At 66.5% G+C, this 19,512-nt stretch carries 18 protein-coding genes; 4 read left to right on the top strand and 14 right to left on the bottom strand.

The window, feature by feature from the left end:
• Positions 1 to 98: 98 nt before the first annotated feature.
• Together NSE01_RS09220 and NSE01_RS09215 are read left to right on the top strand one after the other, a co-directional pair.
• Positions 99 to 1,517: an SLC13 family permease gene (locus NSE01_RS09220; RefSeq protein WP_147159296.1), complete on the top strand. Its 1,419-nt coding sequence runs from the start codon at positions 99 to 101 to the stop codon at positions 1,515 to 1,517.
• A gap of 7 nt (positions 1,518 to 1,524) precedes the next feature.
• On the top strand, positions 1,525 to 2,625 hold the full coding sequence (locus NSE01_RS09215) for a potassium channel family protein (RefSeq protein ID WP_147159295.1): 1,101 nt from the start codon (positions 1,525 to 1,527) through the stop codon (positions 2,623 to 2,625).
• Positions 2,626 to 2,635: 10 nt separating this feature from the next.
• Here NSE01_RS09215 and NSE01_RS09210 read toward each other — a convergent pair whose 3' ends face one another.
• The 13 genes from NSE01_RS09210 to ccoN all read right to left on the bottom strand — a co-directional run bounded on the left by NSE01_RS09210 (position 2,636) and on the right by ccoN (position 16,514).
• On the bottom strand, positions 2,636 to 3,442 hold the full coding sequence (locus tag NSE01_RS09210) for a GDSL-type esterase/lipase family protein (protein WP_170233802.1): 807 nt from the start codon (positions 3,440 to 3,442) through the stop codon (positions 2,636 to 2,638).
• 13 nt (positions 3,443 to 3,455) lie between these two features.
• Positions 3,456 to 6,236, bottom strand: a complete 2,781-nt coding sequence (locus NSE01_RS09205) for a phosphoenolpyruvate carboxylase (RefSeq protein WP_147159293.1) — start codon at positions 6,234 to 6,236, stop codon at positions 3,456 to 3,458.
• 26 nt (positions 6,237 to 6,262) lie between these two features.
• Positions 6,263 to 6,880 (bottom strand): bifunctional 4-hydroxy-2-oxoglutarate aldolase/2-dehydro-3-deoxy-phosphogluconate aldolase, encoded by a 618-nt coding sequence (gene eda / locus NSE01_RS09200; RefSeq protein WP_147159292.1) that lies wholly within the window; start codon positions 6,878 to 6,880, stop codon positions 6,263 to 6,265.
• A 274-nt stretch (positions 6,881 to 7,154) separates the two neighbouring features.
• The gene (gene hemN / locus NSE01_RS09195; RefSeq protein ID WP_147159291.1) at positions 7,155 to 8,498 is read right to left on the bottom strand and encodes an oxygen-independent coproporphyrinogen III oxidase; all 1,344 of its coding nucleotides are present in this window, start codon (positions 8,496 to 8,498) and stop codon (positions 7,155 to 7,157) included.
• Entirely contained in the window at positions 8,495 to 8,734 is a 240-nt protein-coding gene (locus NSE01_RS09190) for a hypothetical protein (RefSeq protein ID WP_147159290.1), read from the bottom strand. Before NSE01_RS09190 ends, hemN begins: the two co-directional genes overlap by 4 nt.
• The gene (ccoS, locus tag NSE01_RS09185; RefSeq protein ID WP_147159289.1) at positions 8,731 to 8,880 is read right to left on the bottom strand and encodes a cbb3-type cytochrome oxidase assembly protein CcoS; all 150 of its coding nucleotides are present in this window, start codon (positions 8,878 to 8,880) and stop codon (positions 8,731 to 8,733) included. The genes NSE01_RS09190 and ccoS overlap by 4 nt, the downstream gene beginning before the upstream one ends.
• Positions 8,877 to 10,991 carry a heavy metal translocating P-type ATPase gene (locus NSE01_RS09180; protein ID WP_443093805.1) on the bottom strand — a complete coding sequence of 705 codons (2,115 nt, stop codon included), beginning with the start codon at positions 10,989 to 10,991 and terminating at the stop codon, positions 8,877 to 8,879. The genes ccoS and NSE01_RS09180 overlap by 4 nt, the downstream gene beginning before the upstream one ends.
• Positions 10,991 to 11,464 (bottom strand): FixH family protein, encoded by a 474-nt coding sequence (locus NSE01_RS09175; RefSeq protein ID WP_147159288.1) that lies wholly within the window; start codon positions 11,462 to 11,464, stop codon positions 10,991 to 10,993. Before NSE01_RS09175 ends, NSE01_RS09180 begins: the two co-directional genes overlap by 1 nt.
• A complete protein-coding gene (ccoG, locus tag NSE01_RS09170) occupies positions 11,464 to 12,948 on the bottom strand; it encodes a cytochrome c oxidase accessory protein CcoG (RefSeq protein ID WP_371863207.1) in 1,485 nt (494 codons plus the stop codon). Before ccoG ends, NSE01_RS09175 begins: the two co-directional genes overlap by 1 nt.
• 5 nt (positions 12,949 to 12,953) lie before the next feature.
• Positions 12,954 to 13,898, bottom strand: coding sequence for a cytochrome-c oxidase, cbb3-type subunit III (gene ccoP, locus NSE01_RS09165; protein ID WP_147159287.1), 945 nt, complete (start codon positions 13,896 to 13,898; stop codon positions 12,954 to 12,956).
• On the bottom strand, positions 13,888 to 14,094 hold the full coding sequence (locus NSE01_RS09160) for a cbb3-type cytochrome c oxidase subunit 3 (protein WP_147159286.1): 207 nt from the start codon (positions 14,092 to 14,094) through the stop codon (positions 13,888 to 13,890). Before NSE01_RS09160 ends, ccoP begins: the two co-directional genes overlap by 11 nt.
• Positions 14,094 to 14,846 (bottom strand): cytochrome-c oxidase, cbb3-type subunit II, encoded by a 753-nt coding sequence (gene ccoO, locus NSE01_RS09155; protein ID WP_147159285.1) that lies wholly within the window; start codon positions 14,844 to 14,846, stop codon positions 14,094 to 14,096. Before ccoO ends, NSE01_RS09160 begins: the two co-directional genes overlap by 1 nt.
• Before the next feature lie 24 nt (positions 14,847 to 14,870).
• On the bottom strand, positions 14,871 to 16,514 hold the full coding sequence (gene ccoN, locus NSE01_RS09150) for a cytochrome-c oxidase, cbb3-type subunit I (protein WP_147159284.1): 1,644 nt from the start codon (positions 16,512 to 16,514) through the stop codon (positions 14,871 to 14,873).
• 268 nt (positions 16,515 to 16,782) lie between these two features.
• On the opposite strand from ccoN, the gene NSE01_RS09145 reads away from it, so the two are divergent.
• Together NSE01_RS09145 and NSE01_RS09140 are read left to right on the top strand one after the other, a co-directional pair.
• Positions 16,783 to 17,466 (top strand): OmpW/AlkL family protein, encoded by a 684-nt coding sequence (locus tag NSE01_RS09145; protein ID WP_147159283.1) that lies wholly within the window; start codon positions 16,783 to 16,785, stop codon positions 17,464 to 17,466.
• A gap of 206 nt (positions 17,467 to 17,672) precedes the next feature.
• Entirely contained in the window at positions 17,673 to 18,668 is a 996-nt protein-coding gene (locus tag NSE01_RS09140) for a proline iminopeptidase-family hydrolase (RefSeq protein ID WP_246135129.1), read from the top strand.
• Here the strand turns inward: NSE01_RS09140 and NSE01_RS09135 are convergent.
• Positions 18,665 to 19,360, bottom strand: a complete 696-nt coding sequence (locus tag NSE01_RS09135) for a Crp/Fnr family transcriptional regulator (protein ID WP_147159282.1) — start codon at positions 19,358 to 19,360, stop codon at positions 18,665 to 18,667. The genes NSE01_RS09140 and NSE01_RS09135 overlap by 4 nt on opposite strands.
• Between the last annotated feature and the right edge of the window lie 152 nt (positions 19,361 to 19,512).

Raw genomic sequence — 19,512 nt, 5'->3', positions numbered from 1 at the left:
CAGACTGATCGAATGCAGTTATCGCTCTGGACTGTGTCAACTGTGTCAACTTGTCCCCCTGCGGGACTCGCCGCGGCGGAACTGCAGAGCACGGGCCGATGACCGCCAGAGCCGTCGCCCTCATCGCCGGGCCGCTCGGCCTGCTCGCCACCATGCTCCTCGCCGCGCCCGCCGGGATGCCGCCTACCGCGTGGCACACTGCCGGGCTCGTCTGGTGGATGGCGGTCTGGTGGATGACCGAGGCGATGCCGCTCTCCGCAACGGCCATGCTTCCGTTCATAGTCTTGCCGCTGACCGGCGTGGTCGATGCCAACAAGACCGCGGCGGCCTACTATTCGCCGATCATGTTCCTGTTCGTCGGCGGCGCCTTCCTTGCGCTTGCGATCGAGCGGACCGGGCTCCACCGCCGTCTCGCGCTCACCATGCTTGCGCGTGCGGGCACCAGCCCGGTGCGGCTGCTGCTTGCCGTGATGGCCGCGACCGCCTCCATCTCGATGTTCATCTCGAACACCTCGACCGCGCTCATCATGATGCCGATGGCGCTCGCCATCCTCTCGTCAGGCGGCATCGAGGAAGGCGAGACGGACGGCATGGCCGGCGCGCTGCCGATGGGCGTCGCCTTCGCCGCGACCCTCGGCGGCTATGGCACCATAGTCGGCACGCCCACCAACGCCATCGCCGCCGCGCTGCTTGACCGCACGCTCGGGGTGAAGATCAGCTTCCTCGAATGGTCCGCCTTCGGCCTCCCCGTCGTGCTCATCGGCGTGCCGCTGGCCGCCTTCATTATCGCGCGCGTCCACAAGATCGGCCCCGGCAGCTTCGATCCCGCCGCCGCGCGCAATGCCATCGAGCACTCAGTCCGCTGGACTGTCCCCGAACGCCGCCTCGTGCCGCTGTTCCTGCTCACCGTGCTGGCATGGGTCACCCTCCCCCTCACCGAAGGCCTGTTCCCCAAGGGCGGGCTTACGGACGGGACCATTGCCGCCATCGCGGGCCTCACCCTCTTCGTCCTGCCAGACGGAACGGGCCGCGCGATGCTGACGTGGAAAGAGGCCAACCGCATGCCTTGGGATGTCATCCTGATGTTCGGCGGCGGCCTCAGCCTTGCGATGGGCATGGACGCCTCGGGCCTCAGCGATTGGCTCGCCACCGCGATGCTCCCCTTGCGCACCGTGCCGCTACCGGTTGTCGCGCTGGTGCTCGTCTCGTTCGTCGTCCTCGTCACCGAATTCGCGAGCAACATCGCGGCGGCAAGCGGGATCATGCCAGTCGTCGCGGCGCTCTGCGGTGCGCTGGGGGCGGATCCGATCCTCCTCGCCCTGCCCGCCGCGCTTGCGGCAAGCTGGGGCTTCATGCTCCCCGCCGGCACCGGGCCCAACGCGCTTGCCTGGGGCACCGGCCACATCGCCATGCCCCGCGTGCTGCGCGCCGGGCTCCTGCTCGATCTGGCCGGCGTATTCCTCATCGTCGGCACGGTATGGGGCATGGCCGCGCTGATGCGCCTCGGCGGCGGCTGAGGCGCGGATGGACGAGCTTTCCACCCTTTCGCAGGGCGCGGGCCGCGTGCTCGGCTCACCGCTGCGGCTGCTGACAGGCACGCTCGCCTATGTCGCGGTGGTCTTTGCCGTCTCGACGCTGGGCTACATCGCCTGCGGCTGGCCGGCGGACGACGCAGCCTACATGGTGCTGCTCACCATCTTCTCGGTCGGCTACGGCGAAGTACGCCCGATCGATACCCATTTCCTGCGGCTGTGGACGACGGCAACGATCGTGCTCGGCTGCACCGGCATGATCGTGCTGACCTCCGCGCTCGTGCAGGTGTTCACCCTGTTCCAGTTCCGCCAACTCCTGGGGGTAGGCAAGATGCAGACCGAGATCGACCGCCTCAAGCACCACGTCATCATCTGCGGGATGGGGCGCATCGGCCTCCAGCTCGCCAAGGCGCTGACCGAGGCGCGCCATCCCTTCGTCATTATCGAACGCAGCGCGGACAAGGCGGAAGAAGCCCGCGCCTTGGGCTGGCTGGTGATGGTGGGCGAGGCGACGCAGGAGGAAACCCTGCGCGCGGCCGGGATCATGCACGCCCGCGTGCTCGCCTCGGTGCTGCCGGATGATGCCGCCAACGTGTTCATCACGCTCTCGGCGCGCAGCCTCAACCCTGCCGTCCAGATCATCGCGCGTGGCGAGGCGCCGACCACCGAACGCAAGCTGTTCCACGCCGGCGCGGACAAGGTGGTGCTCCCCACCCACATCGGCGCCGAGCGGATCACCGAGTTGATCCTCTTCCCCGCCACCGACAGCCGCATCCACGAAGCCGAACACATGGCCGACGCGCGGCGGTTCCTCCACGATCTCGGCCTCGATGTCGAAGTCGTCACCGCCGTCGACAAGGGCACATTGACCGGCGCCACCGTGGGAGAGGCCGAACGCCGCGGCGCGGGCGCGTTCTTCATCGTCCAGATCGACCGGCAGAACGGCCAATCAATCCAGCACCCCGGCGAGGACGTGAACATCGAAGCTGGCGACACCCTCGTGCTCGTGGTGCGCGGCACCCGCCTCTCAGCCGGCGCGATCTTCGGGATGCCCGCCAAGCCGGTGAAACACGGGCGGACGTTTGTGGGGTGAGGCCTGACCTCTATCGCGGCGCGGTCAGCACCGGCACCAGACGATCACGCCACACGGCATAGCCCGATCGGCTCGGGTGCAGCCCGTCGTTGAACAGGTCCTTGCGCTGGTTGCCCTCGGCATCGACGAACGCGGAATAGAGATCGAGGTACCGGATCCCTTTCGCCTGCGCGGCATAGGCCGCCAGCTGGCGGTTGACCACGGTCACGAGTTCGCGGTTCTTGGCCGGATCGTCCGTTGGCAGAAGGGATTGCAGCACGATCCGCGCATTCGGCTTGCGTTCCTGAAGCCGCGCGATCACCGCGAGAACGCCCTTGTAGATGCTCTCCGTCGCAGGGCTCTCGCTGTCGAACGAGTTGTTGATCCCCAGCAGGAGAACCACCGTATCCGGTTGCAGGTCCGGCCGATCAAGCCAGCCCTCGCCGCCTTCCGACTTGGGCTGCAACCGGTGCAGCACATGCTCGATCCGGTCGCCGGAAACCCCGAGGTTGAGGCCGGTCAGCGCCGGCACCTTGCCGCCGAAACTCTCCGCCCAGATGGCCTGGCCGCAGTATTTTCCGGGGAACCACGGGTTGGCATCGAGATGCCAGAAATCGGTGATGGAATCGCCGACAAAGACCAGCCGGATCGGCGCAAGCGACTGCGGACCGGCAAGCTGATGCTCGATTTCGGCGGCGCGCTTCTGCCAGTAGTCTTCCCGGGCAGTCGGCGTTTCCGCAACAAAGCGGTGCGCATCCTGCGCGATTGCCGGCGCGGCTGACGCCATCAGGAAAGCCAGCCCGATCTTGCCAAGACGGCTCTTCAAGCGACCTTGCATTCTTCCGATCCCCTCACCCATGCGCCCCGAAATGATTGGCAATCGCCGCCGAGATACGCAGGTTGAGTGCGTGTGCTCGCTCGATGGGGTCGATAAAGCGGGTGCGGATCGCGCCGTAACCTTCGGCGCGGTTGTCCGGATAGTCGGTGGGTTCGTTGACCGGGAAGTCCTCGATCTCGGGCTCCACCACCGGATAGGCACGGCGCAGCTGGGCCAGCGCATCATCGACCCGGAGCGAGAGCACCATTTCGAGCACGTCCTCGCGGCTCACGTCATTCGAGCGGCTGAACGGCGGCACCTGAACCGCGCGCAGGAACATGTGCATCAAGAGCGCCAGCCGCAGTGCCTGCAGCAGCGCGATGGTGCGGCGCTGCTCATCCTGCGCAGCGCTGCGGGTATCCTCGCGCCCGATCATCGCGAGCAGGCGGTGGAGCTTCATCCAGTCCACCCTGAGGCGCGAGGCCAGCCGCCGGAACACCCCGGCGCGGTCATCTTTGGTGAGGTATTCCGCCAGCGCGAGGCATGAATCCTCAAGCACCGTCTCCGTGCCGCGATAAGGCCGGCTCGCCCAGTAGGCCGAGTTAAACAGCTCACCGAAGCACGCGACCGTCTTGATCGAGGCAAGGCCATTGGCCGCACGCAGCAGCCGCACCAGTTGCCGCCCGCGTGCCGAGCGACCGAGCAGTTCGGCCACCGCCTCGGTCTCCTCACCCGCAGCGATGCCCGCGCCCGCGATCACGTTCACCGGATAGCCGATCTGCTGCAGGATCGCGTTGTGCGGGATCGCGCGGATCTGCCTGAGGCTCATCGTGCGGTCGCTGGCGATATCGGACTGGCGACGCGAAACGCGGCTGCCGGTCGTCTTGAGCATCCCGAGGCCGAACGCAGTCACCGCGCGTGCATAAGTCACGCTTTCCAATTGCTCGCGCTGCACACGGCGGATCGCGCGGTAGAAATCGAGGCTGAGGTCAGTCCGGTCGTAGAACGGATCGGCCTCCACCTCCCCGCGCAGGGCTTCCTCCGCCTCGATGATGCGGGTGAGCGTGGCGAGCGCGAGTTCGTCGCTTCGGAAGAACAAATAGCCGTCGCCGCCCTGAAAGCTCGCCTCCGGCTCCAGCGCGATCTCGGCCTTCGCAAAGCGCCCGCGGGCCCAGCGGCTGAGCGGCCAGGTCAACCGATCCTCGAAGCCCGAAGGATGCGCGCCGCGGCCCATGCTTTCGCCGTGGGTATTGAAGACGAGCGCCGCTACATCGGTCAGCCCCGCCGCCTTCATCGCCGCCGCCAGCCGACCCTGCAGGCGCTCGATGGCAAGCGCGGCGGGGATCTGTCCCATGAAACGCCCGGCATCGGAAAAGCCGGTCTGGATCGAGAGACGCCCGCGCAACCGCACGTAATCGCGGTAGGAATCTTCCGCCAGCAGCGCCTCGAGGAAGCGCCCGCCGTGCTCCAGCGCCGCCTCGGTCTCGAACAGCGGCGAGACATCGACCTTGCCTTCGATCCCCAGCAACCGCGCGAAATAGAGCGCGGCGAGCACGGTCTGCGGCTGCTCGCATTCGGCGATCAGCATGCGGATCGGCGCATCGGCGTCAACGTGATGGAGGATCTGCGCCATCACGAGGAACTGGCGCATCGCGGTCGATGTCTCGATGGCGAGCGCAGCGAAATTGGCGCGGAGTGGCTTCACTTCGGCCAGCAGCTCGCGCAGCTTGGAAAGCGCGCTCTTGCTGGCAAGGTCCATCGTGCCTTCCGGATCGATCCGCCGCCGCAGCGCATTCAAAAGCTGCGAGGCGTTCACGCGGAAGTGGATCCAGCCCATGCCGAGCCCATCAGCACGCATGGCGCCCGCCAGCACGGCAAGCGCGATGGCAGCATCCGCGTCAGCACCTTTGGCTTCGGCCTCCAGCGCGGCGATCACGGGGGCGAGCGAGAGCAGTTTGTCAGGATGCTCAGCCGTCAGCGCATTGGCGGCGGCCGCCAGCGCTTCCGGCTCCGCACCTAGTCCGGTGAACAGCGCCGCCATCTCGCCCGCATGTGCGGCGGCACCGCGCAAGGTAGCGATAAGCGCATGATCCGGGCGCACCGCCGCCAGCTGGGCGGCATAGCTTTCCAGCCGCCGCGCCTTTTCCTGCAGTCGGTAGGCGACCGAAGTGGACCACGAAATGTCGGTCCGGCCGTCCATGTCATAACCGACCCAGCTGGCGAAGCGGAACGGCAGCGGCTTGAAATCGAGCCAGCGCCCCGGCCAGCGCGTGCGGGCATGAGCAAGCAGCGCGGCATTGATCCGGTCGCGCGCGGCGCCCGCGCGCTCGATCGCGGCGAGTGCTTCCTCATGCTCGTAATCGAGCGTCACCTTGGGGCCGGTTCCGGGGACCTGGCAGACGGTGGCCGCCATCGGGTCGTCGGCGAGCGCAGCTTCGGCGACAGCGTCGGACTCGGCAGGGCTCAGCAGGAAGGTAGGGTGCGCGGTGAACACGGCGTGGAGCAGTGGCCGTTCCCAGCGCTTGCGGAACTCCGAAAAGCCGTCCTCCTCATTGAGGAGAGCGGACAGGCGGGAGAGGTTCTCGGCCGAATCCGTGGGCGCGATCAGCCCCCGCAGCTTGGCCGCGCGGGCCTGCAGACCTTCGCACTCCAGCGCCGCGACCAGGCTTTCCATCGCCGAAAGATCAAGCGCGCCGCTTTCCAGCCGCCGCGACAGATCGTGGCTGAGCTGGAATACCGGATTGAACAACGGGGTTTCGGCCGTCTGCGCGTGCAACTGCTGCAACCGGTCTCTGAGCGTATCGACCGTATCCATGGGCCTGGTCTTCCCCGTCTTGCGCTTCACCCGCGGGTCAGAGCCGCTGCCGCGCGCGCTGCCGCTTCGATTGCAGCGCTATCGGGAGCGCCCTTACCCACCACCCACGAGCCGCCTACGCACAGCACGGGCCCAAAGCCCAGCCATTCCGGCGCGCTTTCCAGCGTGATCCCTCCCGTCGGGCAAAACTGGCACTGATGGAACGGCGCGGCAAGGGCCTTGAGCGCGGGAAGCCCGCCCGAGGTTGCTGCCGGGAAGAACTTGAAATGGGTAAGGCCCATATCAAGCCCGCGCATGATATCGCCCGCGTTGGCGACACCGGGCAGGTAGGGAATGCCAGAGGAAACCGCCGCCGCGCCAAGCCGCTCGGTCAGCCCGGGCGAGACGATGAATTCGGCCCCTGCATCGATCGAGGCCTTGAGCGTCGCGGGATCGGTGACCGTCCCCGCGCCGACGATCGCGCCTTCCACCGAGCGCATCGCGCGGATCACATCAAGCGCAACGGGCGTGCGCAGCGTGACTTCAAGCACGCGCAGACCGCCCGCCACCAGCGCGCGCGCCACGGGCACGGCGTGGGCCACGTCCTCGATCACCAGCACCGGAATGACCGGGGCTGTGCGCATGATGGTTTCAATAGGCTTCATGGGAACTCGCTGGGGCTGTTTGATACGTGCCCTGACCTAACGCGCGGGGGGCCGGCATGCAGCCTGCAATCGGCCCAAGTGCTGCACGTGCATAGCTATTCTTCTGCGTTCGACCTGCACCTGGTCGGAATGCGCCACCCCTGCACCCGCTCAGGCTGAGCTTGTCGAAGCATCACACGCGAGGATGGCGATAGCGCCCTTCGACAAGCTCAGGGTGAGCGGGGTTGGTGTTTGAGCCCGCGTTGGAGCGGGGTCAAAGCGGCTGATACCGCCGTCAAATCGCCGAACTGAAGCTGCGTTCCTCGGTCCGATAGGCATCGAACACCGAGGCGATCGCCCGCGCATAAGGTGCCGCACCTGCTTCAAGCCGCAGCCAGCCGCGCTCCAGCGAGATCAGGCCGACCGCCGCGAACGGCTCCAGCCGAGGCCGGGCGGCATTCAGCAGATCGCCATCGATCCGCGCGGCGCCCTTGCACAGCAGCGCCTCGATCAGTGCGGCCCGGCGTTCGTCCTCGGGGCCAGTTTCGATCCCCTTGCGGCCGGCAAGCTGGTCCGCTCCGATCAGCATGCGGTAGCGTCCGGGGTTCTTCTCGTTCTGCACCATCAGGCCGGGCAGTTCGCTGATGGCCGAGGCACCGAGGCCGATCAGCACGGAGGCCGGATCTTCGGTGAAGCCCTGGAAATTGCGCCGCAGCGTACCGTTCTGCGCCGCGCGTGCGAGCGGATCGCCGGGGAGCGCGAAGTGATCGAAGCCCACCGCATGATAGCCCGCGTCCATCAGTTGCCGCGCGCCCATCGCCGCCATGCGGAAGCGCCCGCGCTGGTCGGGCAGGTCTGATCCATCGATCCGGCGCTGACGCGGGATCATGTGCGGGACGTGGGCATAGCCAAACAGCGCGATGCGGTTGGGGCCCATCGCAACGCTCTGTTCCAGCGTTTCGGCAAGTACGGCATCGTCCTGATGCGGCAGGCCGTACATGAGATCGAAGTTGATCGATCCCACTCCCGCCGCGCGCAAGCCGGAGACGGCGGTTTCGATCATCTCGATCGGCTGCACACGCCCGATGGCGGCCTGCACCGTGGGATTCAGGGTCTGCACGCCAAGGCTGACGCGCGTGACCCCGATGCCGCGGATAGCGGTCAGCCAATCGCGCGTCAGGGTGCGGGGGTCAAGCTCGACCGAGAGCGCAGGGCGCACGAAGCGGAAGGCGAGCACAAGTGCATCGATCAGCCGCACGAACTCGGTCGGCGGCACCGCATTGGGGCTGCCGCCGCCGAATGCGATATGCTCGATATGCACCGACGGATCGAGCATATCCGCGACCAGCGCGATCTCGCGGTGCAGCGCCTCGAGGTACGCGGTGAGGCGGTGGCGCTTGTTGGCGGCGCCGGTGTTGCAGCCGCAGTACCAGCAGATTTCCTCGCAATAGGGGATGTGCAGGTAGATCGAGACCGGGCCGGTCAGGCTGGTCAGCGAAATGCGCTGGCGCAGCTCGAAGCTCTCCTCGACGAACTCCGCCGCGGTGGGGTAGCTCGTGTAGCGCGGGACCGGCCGGGCCAGAAGCTCGGGGTAATAAGTCCAGTCAGCGAACTGCTCGGCAGGGGATGGTCCGCTCATTGCCCGGAGTCCTTTTCGTCATCGTCTCCATCGCAGCAGGTGCCACCGGCGAACCGCTTGCGCATTGCGCTATGGCAAATCTTGCAACACTGCTTGTCTGCCTCGTTATTTTTTGTCGGCAGCGGAATGGGCGCTCCGCCGCCGCACAGCGCCACCATCGTCGGGTGCGCAGCCTGCACCGGCATTGCCAGTTGCAGGGCCGCAAGCGCGCTGAGCAAGGCATGGACTGGCTTCACAGCGGCTGGTCCTCGTCGAGCAGTATGCGCGCTGCCGCGCCGTCGAGATCGGAGAACTGCCCGCCCCTGAGTGCCCAGAAAAAGGCAGCCAAACCAAGCAGACCCATGCCGAGCGCGATGGGGATGAGGATGAGGATCGAGGTCATTTCGCTGCTCCCGTCAGACGGAGCGAATTGCCGACCACGATCAGCGACGAGGTCGCCATGGCAATCGCGGCCATGAGCGGCGTGACGAGGCCCGCCATCGCCAGCGGCACGGCAAACGCGTTGTAGAGGATCGCGGCGGCGAAGTTTTCGCGCACCACGCGCATGGTGCGGCGGCTGGCGCGGACGGCACGCGGCAGGGCGAGCAGCGAATCGCCGGTGAAGACGAAGTCTGCGGCCTGACGGCCCACGTCGCTGGCGCTGCCGGGAGCGATGGAAGCATCGGCGGCGGCCAGCGCGGGGCCATCGTTGATGCCGTCGCCCACCATCAGCACGCACTTGCCCGAGCGTTGCAGGCGCTGGATCGCATCGAGCTTGTCCGCCGGCAGCGCGGCGGCTTGCCCGGTAAGACCCGTCTCGCGCGCCGTCACCCTGACCGCCGCAGCATTGTCGCCCGAAAGGATCGAGGCCTGAATGCCGAGCGCTGCGATTTCGGCAAGCGCTGTGCGGGCATCGGGGCGCAGCCGGTCCGAGAAGCCGATCACGCGTACCGGCCCCGCGCCAATAGCGAGCGCGGCAGAAGTGCCGGTCGATTGCGAAGGCCGCCCGAGCGAGACGGCAAGGCCGCGCCAGGTGGCGGAAACGCCGCGCCCGGCGGTTTCCTGGACTTGTTCCACAGTCGCGGCATGCACACCGCGCGCGGCCAAGGCCAGCGCGAGGGCCTGCGACAGCGGATGACGGCTGTGGCTGGCAAGTGCGAGGGCCACCGAGGCTTCCTCGTCGGACAATGCTTCGAGCACCGCCGTATCGGGCACCGGTCGGCCCATCGTCAGCGTGCCGGTCTTGTCGAGCAGCACGCGATTGACCTTGGCGAGGCGCTCGATAGCGCTGCCGTCCTTGACCATCACGCCGTGCCGCAGCAGCGCGCCCGCCGCAACGACTTGCGCCACCGGCACGGCAAGACCCAGCGCGCATGGGCAGGTGATGATGAGAACCGCGATCCCCACCACCAGCGCCTGATGGAATGAGGCGCCAGCGATCAGCCAGCCCGCAAAGCTCAGCGCCGCCAGCGTGTGGACGGCAGGTGCGTAGAGCCGCGAGGCGCGGTCGGCGATGCGCACGAAAGCGCTCTTGGCCTGCCCGGCGCTCTCCATCGCCTGCGCGATTTCAGCGAGCGCGGTGCCCTGCCCCGCCGCCGTCACGATCACATCGACCGGCGCATCGAGGTTGAGCATGCCCGCAAGCACGCGCTGGCCGGGGCCTGCAGGCACTGGCGCGGTTTCGCCCGTCAGCAGCGACTGGTCGAACCGCCCCGTACCGCCCGCGATCTCGCCATCAGCGGCCAGCCGCTCACCCGCCGCGACGCGCATCAGCATCCCGGGCGCGAGCGCGGCTGCCGCCGTCCAATGCAACTGGCCATCCGCGCCGACGATCATCGCGCCGCTTGCCGCCTGCCGCAGCAGCGCGGCCACGCCTGCCCGCGCGCGGTCACGCATCATCGCATCAAGCGCGCGGCCGGCGAGGAGAAACAGCAGCAGCATCAAGGTGCCGTCGAACCAGGCTTCCTTGCCTCCGGTCAGCGTTTCGTAGCAGGAAAGGCCGGTTGCCAGCGTCACGCCGATGGAGATCGGCACATCCATGTTGGTGCGCCCGCGCTTCAAGGCTGACCATGCCGAGCGGAAGAACGGCTGCCCGGCATAGAGGATAGCCGGAACGCCGATCAGTGCTGAAAGCCAGTGAAACAGATCGCGCGTGCTGCCATCCGCGCCCGACCAGACGCTGACTGAAAGCAGCATCACGTTCATGCAGGCAAACGCCGCAACCGCCAGCGGCGCGAGCAATTCGCGCGAGGCCGAAGGCGGCTCCAGCACATCCTCGCGGGGTTCAGCGGCAAAGCCTGCGCCTGCCAGCGCTGCAACCAGCACGGGGATCTCGACCGCGTCGGTATGATCGACCGCGATCGTCCGCGCGGTAAGGTTCGCCCTTGCTGAAGCGACGCCCGGCACCGCGCCCAGCGCACGCTCTACTTTGCCCATGCAGCCCGCGCAGTGCATGCCGGGCACCGCCAGCACACTGCGGCTGATATTCGGGGCGAGGCGGGCGGAAGCAGCGATCACAGCGCGTCATCCTCGGCATGCCACACGTGGCCCATCGCCCGCGCCTCGATACCTACATGCCAGCGGCCAGCAGGCAGCGCGGCTTCATAGACACCGGCAGCAACTTCGCGCGGGGTCAACACCACAGGGGCCTTGGCGCCCAGTGGATGGTCCGCCTGTGCGCGCACTGCGGCACCGGTCAACGGCTTCCCGCTCGCATCGCTGAGCGTGAAGCGAACCGTGTCCGCTCCTTCGCGCGCGATGGCCATCTTCCAGCCCAGCGCCTTGTCGGCCTTGGCCGCGCCCAGCCACTGGTTGAACTCCTGGCTTGCGACGTAAGAGTTCTCGACCACCGTCCCGCTGAAGGTCGAAACCGCGAGGTTGGCGAGCAGCACGTTGACCGCGATTACCACGCCGAAGAAGCTGACCATCACCAGTGCCATGTGACGTCCGGTAAAGGGCCGGACCGAACGTGCCTGAAGCTGCGTCATCACTCGTGCTCCCCTTCCTCGTGCTCATGCTCGCCGCCCGGTGCGGCAAAATGCGTTTCGCGGCGCGGCGTGCGCCCTTCGTTGTCCAGCGGCGTGGCTGTCAGCGCGAAGTCCTGCGGGCGCGCCTTATCTGCGGGCACAACAGCGTAGAGCCGCACCTTCTCGGTGCTGTCCGCTGGGACCGACACGTCGATGCTGGCGCGGGCTGCGTGGCGGTCCATCTCGTCGGTATAGAGCGCCGCACCGGGCAGCCCCTCGGCGGCAATGCGCAAGGTCCGCGGGCGGTCTTCCATGTTGCGCAGCGCCAGCGTGAAGGCATTGCGCACCGCGCCGCCCGAAAGCTGGACAAACTCGGGATTGCGTTCACGCGCCACCGACATGGTCAGCCGCTCGCGCGCGCCGAGCATGAACAGCAGCGCGAGGCCGATCCCGCCCCACACCGCGAAATAGGCGATCAGACGCGGGCGCAGCAGCACCTTCACCGCAGGACGCGCCGGCTCACCCTTGGTCTCGCGGTCCGCATCGACCAGCGTGCAATAGTCGATCAGCCCGCGCGGACGGCCGACCGAGGCCATCGCCCGGTCGCACGCATCCACGCACAGTGCACAAGTGATGCAGCCGATCTGCGGCCCTTCGCGGATGTCGATCCCGGTCGGGCACACCGCCACGCACTGCTTGCAATCGATGCAGTCGCCCAGCGGGTTCGCGGAGCCCTTCGCTTCCTTGAGCGACCCGCGCGGCTCGCCCCGCCAGTGTTTGTAGGTGACGGTCAGCGAGTTCTCATCGAGCATCGCGGTCTGGATGCGCGGCCAGGGGCACATATAGATGCAGACTTGCTCGCGCATGAAGCCGCCGAGCCAGAAGGTGGTGAAGGTGAGAATGCCGGTGCAGGCATAGGCGACGGGCGCTGCCGTGCCGGTCCAGAATTCGCGTTGCAGCGTGGGCGCATCGGCGAAGTAGAAGATCCACGCGCCGCCGGTCACGAAGGCGATGCCGAGGTAGACACCCCATTTGAACATGCGCCGGGCGAACTTGGCGGGCGTCCACGGCGCTGCGTTGAGGCGCAGCTGCGCATTGCGGTCGCCGTCGATCAGGCGGTCGACGTGCTGGTAGAGGTCGGTCCACACCGTCTGCGGGCAGGCATAGCCGCACCATGCCCGGCCCACTGCACTGGTGACGAGGAACAAGCCGATCCCCGCCATGATCAGCATGCCAGCGACGAAGTAGAACTCCTGCGGCCAGATCTCGATATCGAACATGTAGAACCGGCGATGCGCCAGATCGACGAGCACCGCCTGGCCGGGGGCGTGTGGCCCCCGGTCCCAGCGGATCCACGGCGTGCCCCAGTAGACGGCGAGGCACACCGCCATGACGAACCACTTGAAACGGCGGAACGGCCCGTCGATCTTCTTCGGGAACACCGCCGTGCGCTTGGCATAGAGCGGGGCGGGTGTTTCCAGCATGTTCGGATCCATCATGTTCATGGTTGTTACTGCGCTGCCCCCGCCGCGGGAGCTGCGGCTGCCGGAGCAGCAGGTGCAGGCGTTGCCTCGCCGCCGCCCAGCGAGTGGACGTAGACGGCGAGCATCTTGATCGTCACCGGATCGAGACGACCGGTCCAGGCCGGCATCACGCCCGCGTGAGCATTGGTGACGGTGTTCACCAGTGAAGCGCGGTCACCGCCATAGAGCCAGATCTTGTCGCTCAGCTTGGGCGCACCGACGCTGCGGTTGCCCTCGCCGTTCGCACCGTGGCAGACGGCGCAATTGTCGGCGAAGATCTGCGCACCGCGCCGCGAGGAGCCGTTTGCCGGGTCCTGCTTGCTCAGCACGCGGACATGGCTGACCACATCCTGCACCTGCGCCGCCGTCAGGATGCCATCCTTGCCAAAGCTCGGCATCAGGCTGGAGCGGGTGGCGTCATTGCCGGGATAGCGGATGCCGTTGACCAGCGTCTGCTGGATGGTGGCGAGATCGCCGCCCCACAGCCAGTCGTCGTCGTTGAGGTTGGGATAGCCCTTGGCACCCGCCGCGCCTGCACCGTGGCACTGCACGCAGTTCACCTTGAACGCTGCGCGCCCGCCTTCGATCGCCGCGCGCTGCAGCTTCGGATCAGAGGCCAGTGCTTCGATCGGGATCGCCGCGATGGCATCGCGCACGCCCTGATGCTCGGCCTTCTCATGCGCCACTTCCTCGGCCAGCACGCCGCGGCTCGACCAGCCAAGCACGCCCTTGCTCGCCGAATGGAGCATCGGGATCGCCGGATAGAGCACGACATAGACCAGCGCGAACACGATCGAGGCATAGAAGGTCCACAGCCACCAGCGCGGCAGCGGCGTATCGAGTTCCTCGATCCCGTCCCATTCGTGGCCGACCTTGGCCGTGCCGGTCGCGTCGTCGATCACCTTTCCATGGTGCGTGTTGTCATGCGTCATTGCGTTTTTCCTCGAATTCCTTGGCATCCTCGAAGATCGAGAGCGCCGCATCGCGGCTCGCCGCGCTTCCGCCGGGGCGGAACGGCCAGAGGCACAGGCCCACGAAAACCAGCGCCATGATCGCCAGCCCATAGCTGTCAGCCAGGTGCCGCAGCAGGTCGTAGGTCGAATGGGTGGAGAGATGCAGGAGGCTCATCACCGGCCCTTCTCCTTCGCCAGATGTTCCTGCGCCGCCGGAGCGTTCACATCGACCATCGTGCCCAGCACCTGGAGATAGGCGACAAGCGCATCCATCTCGGTCAGGCGCTTGGGGTCGCCGTCGAAATCGCGCGCCGTCGCGCCGGGGTAGTGCTTGAGGAACGCCGCGTGATCGGCATCGGGATCGGCCTGCGCCTTCAGGTCTTCGTTGGCGGCGGCGATCTCGTCCTTGGTGTAGGGCACGCCCACGCGCTCCAGCGTCTGTAGCGCCGGGACCATGTCGCCCTGATCGAGCGGCTGCTCCTTGAGGAACCCGTAAGTCGGCATGATCGATTCCGGCACGACCGAACGCGGGTCGGTCAGGTGTTGGACGTGCCATTCATCCGAATACTTGCCGCCGACGCGTGCCAAGTCCGGCCCGGTGCGCTTGGAGCCCCATTGGAATGGATGATCGTACATCGATTCCGCCGCGAGGCTGTAGTGGCCATAGCGCTCCACCTCGTCGCGGAAGGGGCGGATCATCTGGCTGTGGCAAACATAGCAGCCCTCGCGGACGTAGATGTCGCGTCCGGCCTGCTCGAGCGGGGTGTAGGGGCGCATCCCCTGCACTTTTTCGATCGTGTTATCGATCCAGAACAGCGGCGCGATCTCTACGATCCCGCCCACCGTCACCGCCGCGAAGGCGAGCACGCCCAGCAGGGTGACGTTGCGTTCCAGCTTCCGGTGGCGTTCCATGAAGTTCGTAGCCATGTCGGTATCTCCTGGTCGGCCGGGTCAGATGGCGGTCACGGGGGCGAGCGGAACGTCGCGCGCCGGGTCGAACGCGGCCGAGTGCATCGGCGCTTCGTTGCGATAGTGACCGAGGATCGTGCGGGTGATGTTGGTGGCCATCACCGCCGCACCCGAGAGGTAGAGCAGCCCGCCAAGGACGCGCAGCGCATACATCGGGTGGAGCGCAGCGACGGTATCGGCGAAGGAGTTCACCAGATAGCCGTCCGGCCCGTATTCGCGCCACATCAGGCCCTGGGTGATTCCCGCCACCCACATTGAGGCGGTGTAGAAAACGATCCCCAGCGTCGCGAGCCAGAAGTGCCAGTTCACCATGCGCAGGCTGTAGAGGCGGGTGCGGCCCCACAGGCGCGGCGCGAGGTAGTACAGGCAGCTGAACGTGATCATCCCGTTCCAGCCCAGCGCGCCCGAGTGCACGTGGCCGATGGTCCAGTCGGTGTAGTGGCTCAGCGAGTTGACCGACTTGATGCTCATCATCGGACCCTCGAAGGTGCTCATGCCATAGAAGGCGAGCGCGAGGACCATCATGCGCAGGATCGGATCGGTGCGGATCTTGTCCCAGGCGCCGTTCAGCGTCATCAGGCCGTTGATCATGCCGCCCCAGCTCGGCATCCACAGCATGACCGAGAAGACCATGCCCAGCGTCTGCGCCCAATCGGGCAGCGCGGTGTAGTGAAGGTGGTGCGGACCCGCCCAGATGTAGAGGAAGATCAGCGCCCAGAAGTGGATGATCGAAAGGCGGTAGGAATAGACCGGGCGTTCGGCCTGCTTCGGCACGAAGTAGTACATCATCGCGAGGAAGCCGGCGGTGAGGAAGAAGCCCACCGCGTTGTGGCCATACCACCACTGCACGAGCGCGCCCTGCACGCCGCCGAACAGCGGATAGCTGCGCGATCCGAAGAAGCTGACGGGCACGTTCACGTTGTTGACGAGGTGGAGCATCGCCACCGTCAGGATGAACGAGAGGTAGAACCAGTTGGCGACGTAGATGTGCGGTTCGGAGCGCTTGAGCAGCGTGCCGACGAAGACCGCGAGATAGGCGACCCACACCACCGTAAGCCACAGATCGACGTACCATTCTGGTTCAGCGTACTCCTTACCCTGGGTAATCCCCATAAGGTAGCCAGTCGCCGCCAGCACGATGAAAAGCTGGTATCCCCAGAACACGAACTTCGCGAGACCCGGAAGGGCAAGCCGCGTCCGGCAGGTGCGCTGCACCACATAGAACGATGTCGCGATCAGCGCATTGCCGCCGAAAGCGAAGATCACCGCGGAGGTGTGCAGCGGCCTGAGCCGCCCGAAATTGATCCACTGCAGCCCCAGATTGAGCTGCGGGAAGGCCAGTTCGAGCGCGATGTAAAGGCCCGCAAGGAACCCCGCCATGCCCCAGAACACCGTGGCGATCACGCCCAGACGAATCAGGTCGTCGTCATAACGCCCTAAATCGACAGGGCGAATTGCCGCAGCCGGATCCCAGCCGCGGACCGTGACGATGAGACCGATCAACGCGGCCAGCGCGCAGATCATCATGTGGACGGCAAAGCCGATGTCGGCTGCCAGCGCGGTGGCGATCACCGCGAATAACAACGCGCCAAGCCATAGGCCAGTGCGCGGGAGTACGGAGTCCATGGGAAGCACCCTTCCAAGCAGATTGCCGGATCAAATCCTGGACCGTCCCTGCCCGTCCTTCGCCCGCGCAACATTGACCGGTGTCAATTTCAGTCAGCTGTTTCGCGAAGGGTCAGATTTCATTATCCGAATCGGTTATTTTTTCTTGTCGCGATTTGCGCTTCGTCAATGTTGCGAGTGCGTCATCGCGCCATTGGGACAGTGTGCTGCGGTCACATGCAGTCCTGCGAGGGGTAGGACATCCGCAGCTTTGAGGGAGCCCCAGCTCATGAAGAAACTTCCTGCTGCCGCGATCGCCGCAGCTTTCGCTGCCACCGCCTTCGCTGCTCCTGCTCATGCTGGTTCCACTGATGGCAAATGGCAGATCAAGGTGCTCGGTTCGGCCGTGCTGCCTGATGGCAAGATCACCCGCGTCGAGAAGGACCTCATCGGCCTGCCCGCCGGATCGCAGACCAAGGCCAACGACAATGTCGTTCCCACGGTGGCGATCGAATACTTCTTCACGAAGAACATCTCGGCCGAGACGATCTGCTGCACCAGCGCTCACCATGTCACGGGAGCGGGTGCCCTTGCGGGTGCGGCTATCGTCGATCATGCGATCCTGATCCCGGCAACCGTGACGCTGAAGTATCACCTGCCACTTCCCGGCGGGATCAAACCGTACATCGGCGTCGGCCCGTCGCTGCACCTGTGGCTTGCTGAACGCCCTGGCGCGGCTGCGGCTGCGCTTGGCGCCGCCCGCGTCCGCCTGTCGAACGAACTTGGCGCCGTCGTCCAGGCCGGTGTCGATGTTCCGCTCGGAACGAAAGGCTATGGGCTCACTCTCGATGCCAAGAAGTACTGGATGAAGACCACCGCGCACTTCTTCACCGCCAGCGGTGTCGAAGCCCTGACCACGCGCCACGATGTCAACGCGTGGATCGTCAGCGCGGGCGTTTCTTACCGCTTCTGATCCATTGCACTGCCGGACTGCGGATGGCCTCCGACCCTCCCCGCAGCGGCAGTGCGGTCCCCCCGGGGGGCGGCGGGCGGTGAGCAGGCTTCGGCCGCGCTAACCGCCCGTCGATGCGTTCAGCGTTGATGCGCTTCAGGGTGACCGCTCTTGCATCACGCCGCATCCCCGGCTCTATGCATGGAATGCAGCTTCCCGCCCCGCTCTTGACCCGCCGAGCCCTCATCGGCTCCGGCCTGGCCGCGCTTGTGGCGCCCACGATTGCCGCGGGTGCAGAAACCCGCCCTGCCCTGCCCTTGCAGCTCAAGCCCGATCGTGAACTCATGGTCCCGGTCGAAGGCGGGCGGCTTTACGTCCGCATCAACGGTGACCTTTCTGGCCCGCGCCTTCCGCTCGTCTACCTCCACGGCGGCCCGGGCAGTGGCCACGCCGGGCTTCTGGCGCTGACAGCGCTTGCCGAAGAGCGAGCGATCATACTCTACGACCAGCTCGACAGCGGCCGCTCGGACGCGCCCGCCGATCCGCGCAACTGGCGGGTGGAGCGTTTTGTCGACGAGATCGACGCGGTTCGCCGCGCGCTTGGCGTCGAGCGCTGGCACCTCGGCGGCGGCAGCTGGGGCGGCACGCTCGCGCTGGAATATGGCGCGCGCCGCCCCGCCGCGCTGGCTGGCCTCATCATCCAGTCGCCGCTCGTGTCGACCCGCAGCTGGATCGCCGATGCCAATGTGCTGCGCCGGGAACTTCCCGCACAGTGGCGCGCCACCCTCGATGCCTGCGAGGGCGCCGTTCGTCCCAGTTCCGATCAGTGCGTTGCGGCGGACGAAGCCTATCTGATCCGCCACGTCTGGCGCACGCCGGGCGATCCACGCATCGCCGACTATCGCAAGACAATGCCGCCAAACGCCGGCGAAGCTGTCTACAACGGAATGTGGGGCCCGGTCGAATTTCGCGCCACCGGCACTTTGCGCGATTATGATGGCGAACCGCTGCTGGCCCGGCTCGATGGCCGCCGCACGCTGTTCGTTGCGGGAGAACATGACGAAGCGCGCCCCGCCACCGTCGCGGGCTTTGCCCGCAGGGTGTCTGGTGCACAGTACCGCACGATTTCAGGTGCCGCGCATGCGATCCTGCGCGATGCGCCCGAGCGCTACTTGCCGCTTATCAGTGGATGGTGCCGCCGGCACGAGGCGGCCACGGCTTAGCCCGCGAGCATTTCCAGCGCGCTCCGGTCGAGTATCTCGACATCGCGCCGACCTGGCAGCGCAACGACACCATCGGCCTTGAGCTTGGTAAACTGGCGGCTGACAGTCTCGATGGTCAGGCCAAGGAGATCTGCCACCTGCTGCCGCGAGAATGGCAGCGTGAAGTTCCGCGCCGGCCCCGTGTGCGCCATGCAGCCATTGTCGGCGAGGCGTTCAGACATATCGAGCAGGAAGGTTGCGATCTTTTCCGGCGCGCTCTTGCGGCCCAGCGGCATCATCCACGCGCGGGTACGGTCGAGCTCGGCCAGCGTGCGTTCGAGCAGCTTGTGCTCCAATTCCGGATGTTCGCGCGCGAAGCGGTCGAAATCGTTGCGTGCGAACACGCAGACCCGCGCATCGGTGAGCGCGACGACGCTGGCGGCGCTCGTCTGGCCAAAGGGGCGGCCGATGAAATCCGACGGGTAGGCCACGCCGACGATCTGTTCGCGGCCATCGGCAGTGCTTGTGGTGAGCTTGAGAACGCCTTCGATCACGTTGGCGACGAGGAGCGAGTCGTCGTCCTCCCAGATCAGCGGCTCACCGGCAGAAACGGAGCGGCGACGGCCCATAGCGCTGAGTGCCGTAATCTCGGGGTGTTCGAGACCGGCGCAAATCGCCCGATTGCGGACTATGCAAGTGTCACAGGCGCTCATCCGTTCCGGTTCTACCAGCCGGAAAGGTCTGCGGCAATCACGCATCCGTCTAGCCTGCCAAAAAACATAACGAAAAGAGGGCGGCGAGGGGTGCTCGCCGCCCAAAGTCGGGGAGAAATCGGCGGAAGGGGGAATGACAGCCGGTCCTTCCG

Source organism: Novosphingobium sediminis, assembly GCF_007991615.1.
Lineage (GTDB): Bacteria > Pseudomonadota > Alphaproteobacteria > Sphingomonadales > Sphingomonadaceae > Novosphingobium > Novosphingobium sediminis.
Note: the sequence above shows the minus strand (reverse complement) of the source record. Positions and strands in the feature narration are given on the sequence as shown.